Origin of the sequence: Haloarcula amylolytica (assembly GCF_049705545.1) — an archaeon.
Taxonomy (GTDB): Archaea; Halobacteriota; Halobacteria; order Halobacteriales; family Haloarculaceae; genus Haloarcula; species Haloarcula amylolytica_B.
Genome location: NZ_JBNAMU010000002.1, coordinates 274,194 through 287,529 on the forward strand (window position 1 = coordinate 274,194; position 13,336 = coordinate 287,529).

Consider the following 13,336-nt stretch of genomic DNA (forward strand, 5'->3'; position numbering starts at 1 on the left):
TGTTTCAGGCCTCAGCGATTCCGGTACAGAAGTTCTCGACCAGTTGTTTCCCGGCGTCGGTGAGGATACTTTCCGGGTGGAACTGGACGCCGATGTGTGGTTTCTCGGCGTGCTGGACGCCCATCACGATGCCTTGCTCGTCGTTCGTGTGTGCCGTCTCTTCCAGCTCGTCCGGGAGCGCTGCCGCCTCGACGGCCAGCGAGTGATACCGCCCGACCTCGAACGGGTCGTCGATGCCATCGTACAGCTGTGTCCCGTCGTGGCGGACTTCCGAGGGTTTCCCATGGACCACGTCCGGTGCATGGCCGACGGGAGTTCCGTGGGCCGCACAGAGCGCCTGGTGGCCCAGACAGACGCCGAGCGCCGGGTACTCCGTCTCGGCGAAAACGTCGATGGACACGCCGGCGTCGGCCGGCGTCCCGGGGCCCGGTGAGACGACGATGCCGTCCGGGTCGAGTTCGCGGATGCCGTCCACGTCGATAGCGTCGTTTCGGCGGACAGTGACATCGTCGAACTCGCCGACGTACTGGACCAGGTTGTAGGCGAAGGAGTCGTAGTTGTCGATGATGAGTATCATCGCATCCCCTCCATCGGTTCGCTCCCGGATTCGACTGCGAACGACCCCTGTTCGCCAAGCGCCTCGTCAACGGCGGTGACGAGCGCCCGCGCCTTGTCTAGCGTCTCCTGATACTCCGCTTCCGGGACGGAGTCGTGCACGATGCCGCTCCCGACGCGGAGCCGGTACTCGCCGTCGTAGCGGACCAGCGTCCTGATGGTGATGTTCAGCGTCGCCCGGTCGTCGAAGCCGAACATCCCGATACTGCCGGTGTAGGGGCCCCGGCGCGTCGTCTCCACCTCGTCGATGATCTCCATCGTCCGCGGTTTCGGTGCGCCGGTGATGGTTCCGCCGGGGAACACCGCTGCGACCGCGTCAGCGATGCTCACATCGTCGCGCAGTTCCCCTTCGATGAGAGAGACGAGGTGCATCACCTCGGAATACCGGTCGACGCGGCGGTACTCGGCGACATCGACGGAGCCGTACTCGCTGACCTTGCCGAGGTCGTTGCGTTCGAGGTCGACCAACATCGCGTGTTCGGCCCGCTCCTTCTCGTCGTTGCAGAGGTCTTCTTCTAGATCTTCGTCCGCTGCCGGCGTCGCGCCTCGCGGGCGCGTCCCGGCAATCGGCTCCGTGAGCAACTGGTCGCCATCGACGTCCAGCAACAGCTCCGGGCTGGCGCTGACGAGGTCGACGCCGGGGAACTCAAGCAGGGCCGAATACGGGGCCGGGTTCACCCGGCGGACGGCGTCGAAGGTGTCGACCGGGTGGACCGCCGCCGGGGCGGTCAGCCGGTGTGACACGTTCGTCTGGAACGTGTCGCCGTCCCTGACGTACTGCTTTATCTGCTTGACGCGGTCGGCAAACGCCGCCTCGCCGCACTCGCTCTCGAACGTGGCCTGGCTCGTAGCAGTCGGCTGGGCCTGGACGTGTGTCTCACCGTGGACAGCGTCCTGTGCCAGTTCGCGGGCCTTCTCACGGCCGCGGTCGTATGCCGCTTCAGGTGATCCATCGATCACTGGACAGGCCGTCACGTGTAGTTCGACCGCCCCGTCGTGTGGCTCCTCCCACGCGGCGACGCAGTCGAACACGCCCAACTGGAGCCGTGGGAGGCCGTCCGAGACAGTCGTCTCCGGGATATCCTCCAGCTCCCGCGCCACGTCGTACGATAGCCAGCCGAACGCGCCACACGGGTACGGAACCGTACAGTCGCCGCGCTTTAGCTGTTCGCGGTCGAGGAGCTCGTCGATGGTCTCGATACTCGGACTCCCGCCGTCCTGTGCGGGCGTCGCGCTCGCAGAGACTTCGATTTGCTCGACCGGATCGACGCCGAAGTACCCCCAGCCGGACTGCCCGCCGGTCGTCTCGAGGTAGAAGCCGTCTGTGTTCCCGTCCCGGGCGCGGCGATACGCCTCAAACGGGTCAGGGACTGTGACGCGCGCTTCGACCGGCACGCGAGCGCCGTCCGCTGCCATCCTCGCAGTTTCGATGAACGATTCTCTGTCGGTGCTGAACCGGATATCAGTCATAGTGCAGTTGCTCCCGGATGAGAGGGCGATGCCTCCCGGTATGGTTGTGTAGACCAACCACGGGTTCGGACAAAAACCTTCGGTACCTCGCCCCTTTACCCGAAATACTGTCGAATTGTCGACCGCTTGTGGTTGCACGCTGGACGAATAGCCGATGTCACTTCAAAGGCTGGATTATTCCCCATCGCCGACTATTCCGGCGGGGGTTGAGACGAGTATCGAACGCTTGCCCAGCCCCGACAGCCGACCGTCCAGCAGCGGTTCCCACTCTGGACGCCTGACCGGGGACTCCCGGGCCGATAGCGAACACAGCAATAATGACTACAATAATCGACGGCAACGAAATCGGCGACCAGATCACAGAGGGCGTCGCGGCGTGTACGGACACACTCGTCAGCGAGGGTGTCACACCAGGGCTGGCGACAGTGTTGATGAGCGACGACGGCGCGAGTGAAACGTACGTTTCGATGAAACAGCAGGCCTGTGATGAAATCGGCATCGAGGGGTTCCATCACGAGATCAGCGCGGACGAACCGGCTGAGGCACTGTTTTCGACCATCGACGAGCTGAACGCGGACCCGGCCGTCCACGGAATCCTCGTCCAGATGCCGGTCCCCGACCACGTTCCCAAGCGCGACGTATTGGAGCGGATCGATCCGATGAAAGACGTCGACGGGTTCCATCCCGAAAACGTCGGCCGACTCGTCGCAGGGAACGCGCGATACAAGCCCTGCACGCCCCACGGAATACAGAAAATACTGGCCGAAACTGGTGTGGAAACGGAGGGGAAAGACGCTGTCGTCGTCGGTCGCTCGGACATCGTCGGCAAGCCGATGGCGAACCTGCTCATTCAGTACGGGCCGGGCGGAAACGCGACGACAACTGTGTGTCACTCCCGAACTGACGACCTGGCCGCCAAGACTCGCAACGCCGACATCGTGATCGCTGCCGCCGGGGTTCCGGAGATGATAGACGGATCAATGCTCTCGGACGGCACCACAGTCATCGACGTGGGTATCAACCGGGTCGATGCTGACACGGACAAGGGGTACGAACTCGTCGGGGACGTGGACTTCGAGAGCGCGAAAGCGAAGGCGGACGCCATCACGCCGGTCCCGGGCGGCGTCGGCCCGCTCACCATCGCGATGCTGATGTACAACACCGTGAAAGCCGCCAGCCTGCAGTCCGGCGTCGATATTTCGCTCCCGTAGGATAGGGGCGCTGGCAGTCCGCCGGGTACCTGCGTGGGCTGCTATACGGTTTCAACTTCGCCGCATTCCGGGCACGTGATCAGGAGTTCGCCGGCCGGGTCCTGCCCCCCTTCGATGACGTTGTGACCGCTGGCGCACTGTTCGTGCATGTACACCTCGTGGCTGTCGTGCTCACGCAGCCAGATATGGCCCTCTTCGGGTGCGGAGACGATGCCGTGACAGAAGTAGCACTCGCCGTTCATACAGACTCGATGACAAGCCAGTATCAAATAACTACCTCTCGGCGTTCGGTTCTGTCGGTTTCCCATTCTACTGCGCCAGCGAGAACACAACATATAGCGAAAAAGACAGCTGTTGTTTCAAAACTAAGGTGGTTCAGGCCAACCATCCGATATGGACTACTGTTACACGGGCGACACACACGAGAAACTGTTCGAGGCATACCAGGCCGACGAAGAGCCGTTTCCCACACAGACACAGATGGAGTTTCCGCGGCGGGAACACCGAAGGCCGGAAGTCGACATCCTCAAGCGACTGTTCTTCCCGACCTGCTGGAACGCCGCTGAACTGGTCCGGGACGAACTCGCCGTGCTGGACCGTCTCGACACCCTTGGTGGCCTCTTCTTTGCCGGTATCAGACCGTACTCCGGGTCTGACCCCGCCGAGACAGTCGACGCCGTCATCGATCAGCTCCCAGCGGTTCGCGCGCGACTCAAAAAAGACGTCGAGGCCGCGTTCAAAGGCGATCCGGCGGCAAAAACATACATGGAGATAATCCGGTCCTATCCGGGGTTCATGGCGATACTCGTACAGCGGGTCGCACACACACTCTACGAGGCTGGGGCCTCCGAGTACGCTCGCGAACTCACCGAATACGCCAAGACTGAGACCGGTATCGACATCCACCCCGGCGCTGAAATCGGCGACTACTTCTTCATCGACCACGGAACCGGTGTCGTCATCGGTGAAACCACGACCGTCGGGGAGTGGGTCCGTCTCTACCAGGACGTGACGCTCGGGGCGCTCCACTTTGAGGCCGACGAGAGCGACGAACACAGGTTGAAAAAGGGATACAAACGGCACCCGGATATCGGCGACCACGTCGTCATCGGCGCGGGCACGAAAGTTCTGGGCGCTATCACCGTCGGCGACCACGTCAGCATCGGGGCGAACTCCTGGGTCACCGACGACATTCCGGACGAGACGAAAGTGTACGTCACAGACCACCCGACTCAGGAGCGGAAACGAACCAAGTGAGATCGGGCCTGTTACCGCTCGATCTCTGGGACCTGGTCGATACTAACTATTGGTCTGAGAATGTTTTCCGGCTGGTGTCCCCGGACCGGAGAACGCCCATGCACCCGTCCACTTTGCCGTGCCACAGTGGTCTTGACACAGCGGGGTTGGCGGCTCCACTTTGTGCGGACTGGTCGCGGTCCAGCTACGAAACGTGTTGTCATACCTATACGTTAAAATAACAACTGTACCAGCATTAGCGTCTGCGGCTTGCGCGCCGTATTTCCCGACTTTGACGCGGTGTCGGGAATATTGAGGGGGCGCGCGACAATTGTCAGAGCTGACAACTCAGTTGTGTCAACAACGGCGGACACGTTCGGACAAGCGTTGGTATACTTGCCGTCTTCTGAGAGGGGCGGTCAATATCCCCTAATCGTCACCGGGAACGAACTCGGCGGCTCCGCTCAGGTTCCGCGACCAAACGCCCTCATCCAGGTCGAGCCCGTCGTTCCACTTCCCGACGACGGTTGAAACCGCGAGGTCGCCGGTGACGTTGTTCATCGTCGCAATCCGCCCGAGGATGGGGTCAACCCCAGCGACGAACCCGACGACCTCCAGCGGGAGGCCGACCTGTGTGAGAATTACAGTGAGCATGACGATACCCGCTCCCGGAACACCAGCGGTTCCGATACTGATGAGGACGGCCACAATCAAGACGAAGACCTGTTCAGTAAGCACCAGTGGCTGTCCGACGACGTTCGCGGCGAACATCACGGTGACCGCCTGCCGGATGGCGGCCCCATCCATGTTCGCCGTTGCACCGACTGGGAGCGTGAACGAATACACCCGTTCGGCGATTTGCAGGTCTTCGTCCGCATTGCGCATTGTGACAGGGAGCGTCCCGCTTGACGACCGAGTCGCGAACGCGGTCACCATCGCGTCCTTCGCCCCGCTGAGGAACGCAATCGGCGAGACGTCGGCAACCACGCCCATCAAGAGAACGAGATAGGTGAAGCCGATGTGGATAACGATTGCGACAGTGACTGCCAACACGAGCTCGCCCAGCGAGGAGAACAGGCCGATGCCTTCGGTGCCGATTCCGGACGCCATCAACGCGAACACGCCGAGCACACCGAATTCCAGAACTCCTCGAACGATGACGAACATCGCTTCAGCACCCACCTCGAAGGCCTCGAACACCGAATCGACGCTATCCGCGAGCGCGTCTTGCTGGGAGCGGACGTACGTCAGCGCGATTCCGAATACGATGACGAAGAAAACCGTCGCCAGCAGGTTCCCCTCTGCAAGCGCCGCAATGGGATTGTTCGGCACGATACCGAGAACGACATCCAGCAACGACGGCGGTGCTTTCGATTGTGCTTCACCGCCGCCGAATTCGAGCCCACTGCCCGGCTGAAGCACGTTCGCAACCGCGAGGCCGATGATACCTGCTATGGTCGTTGTCAGGGCGTAGAGACCGACTGTCGCACCGCCGATCTTCCCCAATTTCGCGGGCGAGAGCTGCCGAATGCCGGTCAACAGTGTGAAGACGATGATGGGGATGACCAGCATGTTGAGCAGTCGAAGAAAGAGGTCGCCTACCGGTTTGACGACAGCCATCTGTTCCCCGAACGCTATACCGGCACCTGCTCCCAGTATGAAGGCGACAAAGATACGCCAAATGAGTGGGATAGATCGATACCGGCTCCACAGAGTCCGAATGGGTTGTATCATATTACACGGCAACGGGTAGTCTTATAAAAATCCCTCAGCCCCGCCAGTATGTGCAAGCAGCTATGATGCGGCTGTCTTTTACAAGATTCCGGTTCCAGACGGGTTTGTCGGTGAACAGAAAGCGCTGCCGCGGATTCTCTGAAAAGGAGGCAAAATAGCGGCTACAATTTGCTTGTTTTTAGAAGGGCGAGGGCCCTGTCACTCCTGTGTGCCGGTCATTCTTGCCGTTTATACTTGACTGTCGGTTTTCGTAGACCGACAGGGTGGCACGAGATTCAGTGACGGCCTGTTCTCCCTGTTGGTGGTCAGTCGGCCGGTGGACTGGTTTTCGGCTCGACGACCCGACGCAGTTCTGCTCGCAACGTCGTCCACTTCGCTGCGATGAACCCCATGAGGATGCATGCGAACCCACCGATGGTGGCGAGCGTGACCGGTTGCCCGAGAACGAGCCAGCCGGCAAGTGCCGCGAACAAGGGGATGACGTACTCGATGAAACTCATCTCGATGGGACCTAACTCGTCAAGTAGCCGGAAGTACAGCAGGAAACCACCGATACCGGCGACAGCCGATAAGTACATCATCGCCGCAAGCGCGGACAGCGTCCACGATGCGTCCGCAAACGACTGTCCGGGGAGCGCGAGTACGGCGACGTGGAGGACGACGGCCCCGATAGCCATCAACCACGCCTGTGTGGCGAGAAACGACATCGACGGGCTGGTGTCGTGCGTGATGACGGCTGGGATGGCAAACGCCAGTGCCGCCGCGAACACGAGCGCGATGCCGATGGTACTGGCGAGCAGGTTCGCCGGGTCAGGGTCGGCGATAACGACGACGCCGGCAAAGCCGAGTACGACGCCGACAGCAGTGTTCGCGGTGAACCTGTCGTCGCTGGACGCCAGCCTCGTCAGCGCGGGTGTGACGACGGGAACGAGACCGAGTAGGACGGCGGCGACGGCCCCGGTAACGTACTGTTGTCCGGCGAACAGGAACGCGTGATGGGCCCCGATCATGAGCGCACCGCCCACGGTGACGTACACGTAGTCATCACGAGTCTGTGGCCGCTCCAGCGAATCTGTGACGGCCAACGCGGCGAACAGGAGAACGGTGGCGATATCGAAGCGCGCGGCGGCAAACGGTACTGGCGGCAGGTCGGCGAGGCCGACATCTGTCGCCATGAATGCGGTGCCCCAGATTGCAGCCAACAGGAGAAAGCAACCGGTCGTTCGATAGCGACTCATTCAGTTGCCGGTCACCACCCGACGGTAAAAGCGCCGTCGAAGCGCGTCGCACATTGCCGGCTGGTGTGCCACTGCTCCAGTATACTTGACGCAGTGTTGGCGGTGCGGACACCCACTGCTAATTCTTTCATAAGCCACCTCACTATGATCCTGGGATACGGGACGGTGCATAACTGAGTTACATCAGATTTCAGAGGGGGCAGTCTGCTCACTCCCGATAGAACTCGCGTATCCTGACAGGCCTGAATAGCTACTCGCAAGTGCAGTATTTAAATATTATATTTGGGTTTATGAATCCATATATCGGATACTTGCCAGACAATACCCAAATATGAAGTTAAATAATACAGTTATTTGTATAGGAATCCTAGAGCAGAGATATATACCAAATATCCCACTTCATATCTCCGCTCGAGTGCCGAGTGTTCGAGAACTATCGATTGATCAGTTTATAATCGGCATCTGGGGGATCGCTGGTCCTCTCAGTCAATACGCCGCAATCCACGACCGCTGGATAGCACTACCCGGCTCAGGTCCCATGGTTTCAATACGATCTACTATTACACTCCACAGTAGTGAGACACCGCTACCTCCCCCTTTCGCTCAACGGCCCTCTTCACGTTCAAACTGGACTGCTCACAAGTAACCGGGCTTTCGGACTGAGCGGGCCCGGGATTCCCGGCTACCGATGGCAGAGATCGCGATCCACACACGAACAGTCCGCTCTCACCGAATGACGCCTCAGGCTACCGATCCGGATGTATCAGATGCGGCCGCCGAGTCGGTCGTCCGAAAAGCCGATTCGACGTGGTGGCTTGTAGCGGGTGCAAGCCTCATCTCGTTGGGACTGGCTGCCTACGAGATCGTCCCTGCAAGCGTGACACCACTCATTCAGGAGTCACTACAGGTCGGGCCTACAGCCGCCGGCCTCCTGGTCGGGGTCATGTTCGGCACCGCTGTCGTCGTCAGTCTCCCTGTCGGTGCTGTGCTGGACCGGACCGATTCGAGGACCGCGATGGCACTTGCGGTGGGCACGTTAGTCATCGCCGGGACGTGGGGCTGGCTAGCCGGTCGGCGTGGCCAGTACCAATCAATCCTCGCGTCGCGTGCACTGGGCGGAGCTGCGTATGTCATCGTCTGGAACGCCGGTATCGATATGGTGAGCCGGGCCGTCGACGGCTCTCACCGCGCGACAGCAGTCGGCATCTTCACCGCCAGCGGGCCGGTCGGCTTCGCACTCGGACAGGGAACGGGGCCGCTCATCGCCCAGCGGTTCGGCTGGCCGGCTGTCTTTCTGGCATTCATTGGCCCCGCCCTCGCGGGATTGGTCGTCTTCTGGCCGGCGAGTCGCGGGCACGGCGGGAGCCGCGGCGATGCCCCGTCCCTGCAGGAATTCGGGGCAGTGCTCCGGAGCCGGAACGTCTGGCTCGTCGGTGTCCTCGGCTTCCTCGGCTACGCGCTGTACCTGTTCGTGAATAGCTGGGGCTCGTCGTACCTCACGCAAGGACTGGACTTCTCCCTGGCCGTGAGCGGACTCGTCGTTGCCGTGTTCCCCGCCGTTGGTGTGGTCTCTCGAATCAGCGGCGGGCTCATCTCGGACCGGGTCTTCAACGGCAGACGGCGACCGGTCGTGTTGTCGTCCTTCGGCCTTGCTGCGCCGCTTCTCCTCGGGTTTACGCAGTTTCGCTCGCTGCCACTGCTTGTTGCCGTCCTCTTGCTGACCGGGTTTGCCGTCCAACTAACACTTGGTCTCTCGTTCACGTACGTTCGGGAAGTCGTTGACCCGCACGTCGCTGCAACGGCGGTCGCGTTCCAGACCAGTATCGGATTAGCGGGGGCGTTTCTTGCGCCGATTGCCGGCGGAGTTGTGGTGAACAGGGCCGGATTCGAGCCGGCGTTTGTATTGGCTGGCACGGTTGCTGTCGCCGGTATCATCGTCGCCTGGCAGGCCCCAGAACCGGGACGCCAGTAGGGTAGTACGGACGCAGTTCAGACTATGGCGACGGAATGCTGAGCCCAGATTCGCACCGTCTTCGGACAAACTGATTTGATGATGGTCTGTATATTGCGAACGAATGCCAGCCGAATCGTTCACACTCGCGGCCGCGCAGGTCGAGCCCGTCTACCACGACAAGGAGGAAACCCTGGACAAGACATGCCGGTATATCGAGCGGGCCGGCCGGGACGGTGCAGATATCGTCGTGTTCCCCGAGACGTACTTTCCGGGGTACCCATACTGGCGTGGCAGCGTCTCTATCTCCAGATGGACTGACCTGATGGTGGACCTCCAGAAGAACAGTCTCCACGTCGACGACGAGGCTATCGAGATACTGGGTGAGACTGTCGCGGAAGCGGATCTCACGCTCGTGCTGGGCACGAACGAAATCAGTGATCGTCAGGGGAGCGAGACGCTCTACAATTCGTTGTTTTACTTCGACAGTACCGGGGAACTGATGGGGCGCCACCGGAAGCTGATGCCGACCCACGAGGAGCGGGCCATCTGGGGTCGGGGTGACCCGTCGAGCCTGGCCACGTACGAGACGGATGTCGGTCGGCTCGGCGGTCTCATCTGCTACGAGAACCACATGACGCTCTCGAAAGCGGCGCTGACCGCAATGGGCGAGGAGATACACGCCGCCGTCTGGCCCGGCTTCTGGGAACAGCACGGTCATCCGGGGGACAAGACCCGAGCCGAGTCAAGCGAAGCCGTGGATACCTGTGATATCTATCCCGCCATGCGGGAGTACGCCTTCGAAACCCAGTCGTTCGTCGCTGCGTGCTCAGCGTACATGAGCGACGCTGTTCCAGACGGCTTCTCGGAGGACGAACTCGGGTTCAACGTCGCCGCGGGCGGAAGTATGCTCATCAACCCGGCGGGGATCGTCAAAGCCGGTCCGCTGGTCGGTGAGGAGGGGCTCCTGACCGCCGAGTTCCGGGACGACGAACGCCGGGCGACAAAGGCGTACTTCGATGCGATGGGTCACTACACCCGCTGGGACGCAGTGAACCTGTCCATCAGCGACGCGACGTTGGCGCCGTCACAGCCTCGAGAACACAGTGAGGAGACAGTCGCTGCAAACGGTTCACTCTCGGCAGCACATGCACAAGAGGTGGCCGACGAACATGACGTTCCCGTCGAGGCTGTCGAAGCGGTCGCCGACAAACTAACAGACTAACCGCGAATGGTTAGATAGATTTCAAAGTAACTATACAACGCCGCGCGGCTGAATTACTTGTTGTAGCTGTCCGGAATCAGCACGACACCGTGGAAGTCGAAGAGGTCGGAAACAGCCGCCTCGATGCGACCGAAGTTCGGTGGCAGCGCGACTGCCGGCAGATAGAAATCGTCGTTTGCGAACTTGTTGTCCTCGGTGGAGTGGTTTTGTGTTTTACTCATATCAATATAGTATACTGGGTATAGCCTTCTAAGCTCATTGGGGGATAATTACGGGTGTTTATTACGGACAATTATAAATGATTGTTAATACAGATTCCGATAGATACGTGTTCTACTCGCCGGATTGGATACATAGATGACACACTCTTTCTGAGTTGTTTCCCGTTTCTTGGGCGCTTTGACTGTATCCGTAGAACTGTTCTCATTGGTGAAAATATAGTCTCCCTGTAGCAATAGGGGCTATTTGGGACGGCAGTCAGTTTTTTATTTTTGCCCTCGTGTGTGCACCTGTGCATGTAAACATTCACGTGGTTACCCCGCGTATATACAGCAGTTCACATATCATGGCGCTCAGTTGTCGAACTGGTATTCGTCTTTGACGCTTCGATAGCGGCCTCTGTACCACAAAATGTCAATAACGACTAAGATACATATCGAACACGAACGCCTCGCTCTGGTTCCAACCTTACAGAACCTCGAAGACATAACAATCCGTGTCATCACGCAGGGGAACACCGATCCGGGGTCGACTGTGTTCCCGTTTCTCGTCGAGTATCACGACAGAGAGCGACTCGAAGAGATGCTCGATACCGACCCGACGGTCCAAAGCTACGAACTTGTCGACTGGACCGAACAGACTGGCATATACTACATCGAGCACACTCCCGAGACCAAACTGATCAGCTCTGTCGTTACCGATGTCAACGGGTTTCTCGTCCATACAGAGACGAAGGGCAACGGGTGGCTCGTCCGACTCCTGCTCCCCGACCGTGAGGCGCTCAACACGATCTGGGAGTATGCCAGCGAGAACGATATCTCGCTCGATATCATCGAAATATACGGAAACACGGACACCGGCGGTGAGTCATCATACGGGTTGACCGATGAACAGCGGACCGCGCTGATAACCGCGTACGAAAACGGCTATTTCGGAGAACCCAGGGACATCTCCTTGAACGAAGTCGCCGAAGAAATCGGACTGTCCTCGACAGCGATGAGCGGCCGACTCCGACGTGGGATGCGGAACCTCATTGCGGCGACAATAATTGACAGAGAGGAGTGATTTCGCAGATTCGACACCGGAGAGCACTCAGAGGCCTCCCATTCGATACATCCGCTTTCAGACCTACCTTTGTGGGAGTATGCTATCTTTGGGAGTGAGTTCTCTAATATGCGCACAAATCCTCCAAAAGTATCTGTAGCGATCCTATATGACCTACACTCAACCGTAATCGGCTACTCAAACCGCCCGCTCGAATCCTTTTTGCGGTAGACCGGACGCAATGACGTCGCGTCTTTATTGTATCCCAGCCAGACGCTCAACGCTGTCGCGGCGAAGACCAGATACACGGGAAACAGGAGGATAAGTACGTATCCAGCAAACAGCGGTGTCAAGACGCCTAGCCAGTATAACGTCGCAATTCCACCGAGTCCACCGACCGCACTCGCGACAATGCCCAGGCGAAACGCCTGAGCAGCGGCGGGACCGGGCGACAGGTGAATCGTGTCCATACGACAGTTAATATGGCTGAACCCCATAAGTCGCGCGCGAGACGTGCTATCGCGTTCCTGGTTAGCATTGGTGTGGCCCCGTCTCACTGGTTTGGTCACAAATGGCGGGATTACAGCACCCGAGAGCGACCTTGTGCCCCTTGCAACCGTGTCCCCCCGACTCGGCCAACGGGATTGATACGTCGTTTCGAGCGGCGGCCTCGTTCATGGGCTGGGACGGATTTATTATTAGCAGCCCGACAAAGGAGTGTGTATGAAGCTCTCGCTGATCGCCGCCGTCGCGGCAAACGGAGTGATCGGTGTTGACGGCGACGTGCCGTGGCAGTATCCCGAGGATCTAACACATTTCAAACAGACGACTATCGGCCATCCAGTAGTTATCGGACGGCGGACCTTCGAGAGCATCCGGCGTGATCTCGGCGGCCCACTTCCGGAGCGCCTGAACATCGTTTTGACCTCGACACCGCAACAGCTTCCTGACACTGTTACGGCCGTTACCTCGACGAAGGCGGCGTTAGCCGAAGCAAACGACAGTGGGGCATCGACGACATACATTATCGGTGGCGCCACCGTGTACGAACAGTTTCTGCCGCGGGCCGACGAACTGCTCCTGACCGAACTAACTGCGGCTTTCGACGGCGACACTGTCTTCCCGACCGTCGACTGGTCCTGCTGGACCGAGACTGAGAGAACGGCACACAGCGACTTCGAGATCGTCAAATACACTCGTACCGGTGGTGGGACGGCATGACCTATCAGCAAGCAGTCACAGCTGTGACTTCGTCGTGTTCCCTGCGGTCTGTTCTGTGGATACGGCTGCCAGTGTCGATAGAGTAGTACCAATATTCTGGTGGAATATTCATGCACAGGGGTCGTTAGGCTACAGTTTCGAAATTCGCGCTGACCACACAGACCCACACCCG

General features: G+C 59.6%; 13 protein-coding genes. 6 read left to right on the forward strand and 7 right to left on the reverse strand.

Annotated features, from left to right (window positions below; genetic code table 11):
* Positions 1-4: 4 nt before the first annotated feature.
* Together ACOZ4H_RS17940 and ACOZ4H_RS17945 are read right to left on the reverse strand one after the other, a co-directional pair.
* Positions 5-577: an anthranilate synthase component II gene (locus ACOZ4H_RS17940; protein WP_424330628.1), complete on the reverse strand. Its 573-nt coding sequence runs from the start codon at positions 575-577 to the stop codon at positions 5-7.
* Positions 574-2,085, reverse strand: a complete 1,512-nt coding sequence (locus ACOZ4H_RS17945; protein ID WP_424330629.1) for an anthranilate synthase component I family protein — start codon at positions 2,083-2,085, stop codon at positions 574-576. Before ACOZ4H_RS17945 ends, ACOZ4H_RS17940 begins: the two co-directional genes overlap by 4 nt.
* 317 nt (positions 2,086-2,402) lie before the next feature.
* On the opposite strand from ACOZ4H_RS17945, the gene ACOZ4H_RS17950 reads away from it, so the two are divergent.
* A complete protein-coding gene (locus tag ACOZ4H_RS17950) occupies positions 2,403-3,296 on the forward strand; it encodes a bifunctional methylenetetrahydrofolate dehydrogenase/methenyltetrahydrofolate cyclohydrolase (protein WP_424330630.1) in 894 nt (297 codons plus the stop codon).
* A 41-nt stretch (positions 3,297-3,337) separates the two neighbouring features.
* Here ACOZ4H_RS17950 and ACOZ4H_RS17955 read toward each other — a convergent pair whose 3' ends face one another.
* Positions 3,338-3,538 carry a hypothetical protein gene (locus ACOZ4H_RS17955; RefSeq protein WP_424330631.1) on the reverse strand — a complete coding sequence of 67 codons (201 nt, stop codon included), beginning with the start codon at positions 3,536-3,538 and terminating at the stop codon, positions 3,338-3,340.
* Positions 3,539-3,689: 151 nt separating this feature from the next.
* Here ACOZ4H_RS17955 and epsC point away from each other — a divergent pair, with 151 nt between their 5' ends.
* The gene (epsC, locus tag ACOZ4H_RS17960) at positions 3,690-4,553 is read left to right on the forward strand and encodes a serine O-acetyltransferase EpsC (protein WP_424330632.1); all 864 of its coding nucleotides are present in this window, start codon (positions 3,690-3,692) and stop codon (positions 4,551-4,553) included.
* A 408-nt stretch (positions 4,554-4,961) separates the two neighbouring features.
* Here epsC and ACOZ4H_RS17965 read toward each other — a convergent pair whose 3' ends face one another.
* Both ACOZ4H_RS17965 and ACOZ4H_RS17970 read right to left on the reverse strand, forming a co-directional pair.
* On the reverse strand, positions 4,962-6,266 hold the full coding sequence (locus ACOZ4H_RS17965) for a dicarboxylate/amino acid:cation symporter (protein ID WP_424330633.1): 1,305 nt from the start codon (positions 6,264-6,266) through the stop codon (positions 4,962-4,964).
* Between the two features lie 305 nt (positions 6,267-6,571).
* Positions 6,572-7,504 (reverse strand): DMT family transporter, encoded by a 933-nt coding sequence (locus tag ACOZ4H_RS17970; protein WP_424330634.1) that lies wholly within the window; start codon positions 7,502-7,504, stop codon positions 6,572-6,574.
* Between the two features lie 733 nt (positions 7,505-8,237).
* On the opposite strand from ACOZ4H_RS17970, the gene ACOZ4H_RS17975 reads away from it, so the two are divergent.
* A complete protein-coding gene (locus tag ACOZ4H_RS17975; RefSeq protein ID WP_424330635.1) occupies positions 8,238-9,476 on the forward strand; it encodes an MFS transporter in 1,239 nt (412 codons plus the stop codon).
* Positions 9,477-9,579: 103 nt separating this feature from the next.
* Positions 9,580-10,680, forward strand: a complete 1,101-nt coding sequence (locus ACOZ4H_RS17980) for a carbon-nitrogen hydrolase family protein (protein WP_424330636.1) — start codon at positions 9,580-9,582, stop codon at positions 10,678-10,680.
* Between the two features lie 53 nt (positions 10,681-10,733).
* Here the strand turns inward: ACOZ4H_RS17980 and ACOZ4H_RS17985 are convergent, their stop codons facing one another.
* Positions 10,734-10,901: a hypothetical protein gene (locus tag ACOZ4H_RS17985; RefSeq protein WP_424330637.1), complete on the reverse strand. Its 168-nt coding sequence runs from the start codon at positions 10,899-10,901 to the stop codon at positions 10,734-10,736.
* Positions 10,902-11,310: 409 nt separating this feature from the next.
* On the opposite strand from ACOZ4H_RS17985, the gene ACOZ4H_RS17990 reads away from it, so the two are divergent.
* Positions 11,311-11,964, forward strand: a complete 654-nt coding sequence (locus ACOZ4H_RS17990; protein ID WP_424330638.1) for a helix-turn-helix domain-containing protein — start codon at positions 11,311-11,313, stop codon at positions 11,962-11,964.
* Positions 11,965-12,137: 173 nt separating this feature from the next.
* On the opposite strand, the gene ACOZ4H_RS17995 is transcribed toward ACOZ4H_RS17990, so the two are convergent.
* The gene (locus ACOZ4H_RS17995) at positions 12,138-12,413 is read right to left on the reverse strand and encodes a hypothetical protein (RefSeq protein WP_424330639.1); all 276 of its coding nucleotides are present in this window, start codon (positions 12,411-12,413) and stop codon (positions 12,138-12,140) included.
* Positions 12,414-12,666: 253 nt separating this feature from the next.
* Here ACOZ4H_RS17995 and ACOZ4H_RS18000 point away from each other — a divergent pair, with 253 nt between their 5' ends.
* Positions 12,667-13,164: a dihydrofolate reductase gene (locus tag ACOZ4H_RS18000; protein ID WP_424330640.1), complete on the forward strand. Its 498-nt coding sequence runs from the start codon at positions 12,667-12,669 to the stop codon at positions 13,162-13,164.
* The last annotated feature ends 172 nt before the right edge of the window (positions 13,165-13,336 follow it).

Bases quoted from the DNA above. Each gene is read 5' to 3' on its own strand.
- ACOZ4H_RS17945 (WP_424330629.1), bottom strand. From the start codon at position 2,085: ATGACTGATATCCGGTTCAGCACCGACAGAGAATCGTTCATCGAAACT.
- ACOZ4H_RS17955 (WP_424330631.1), bottom strand. From the start codon at position 3,538: ATGAACGGCGAGTGCTACTTCTGTCACGGCATCGTCTCCGCACCCGAA.
- ACOZ4H_RS17950 (WP_424330630.1), top strand. From the start codon at position 2,403: ATGACTACAATAATCGACGGCAACGAAATCGGCGACCAGATCACAGAG.
- ACOZ4H_RS17985 (WP_424330637.1), bottom strand. From the start codon at position 10,901: ATGAGTAAAACACAAAACCACTCCACCGAGGACAACAAGTTCGCAAAC.
- ACOZ4H_RS17970 (WP_424330634.1), bottom strand. From the start codon at position 7,504: ATGAGTCGCTATCGAACGACCGGTTGCTTTCTCCTGTTGGCTGCAATC.
- ACOZ4H_RS17990 (WP_424330638.1), top strand. From the start codon at position 11,311: ATGTCAATAACGACTAAGATACATATCGAACACGAACGCCTCGCTCTG.
- ACOZ4H_RS17965 (WP_424330633.1), bottom strand. From the start codon at position 6,266: ATGATACAACCCATTCGGACTCTGTGGAGCCGGTATCGATCTATCCCA.
- ACOZ4H_RS17980 (WP_424330636.1), top strand. From the start codon at position 9,580: ATGCCAGCCGAATCGTTCACACTCGCGGCCGCGCAGGTCGAGCCCGTC.
- ACOZ4H_RS17995 (WP_424330639.1), bottom strand. From the start codon at position 12,413: ATGGACACGATTCACCTGTCGCCCGGTCCCGCCGCTGCTCAGGCGTTT.
- ACOZ4H_RS18000 (WP_424330640.1), top strand. From the start codon at position 12,667: ATGAAGCTCTCGCTGATCGCCGCCGTCGCGGCAAACGGAGTGATCGGT.
- epsC (WP_424330632.1), top strand. From the start codon at position 3,690: ATGGACTACTGTTACACGGGCGACACACACGAGAAACTGTTCGAGGCA.
- ACOZ4H_RS17940 (WP_424330628.1), bottom strand. From the start codon at position 577: ATGATACTCATCATCGACAACTACGACTCCTTCGCCTACAACCTGGTC.
- ACOZ4H_RS17975 (WP_424330635.1), top strand. From the start codon at position 8,238: ATGACGCCTCAGGCTACCGATCCGGATGTATCAGATGCGGCCGCCGAG.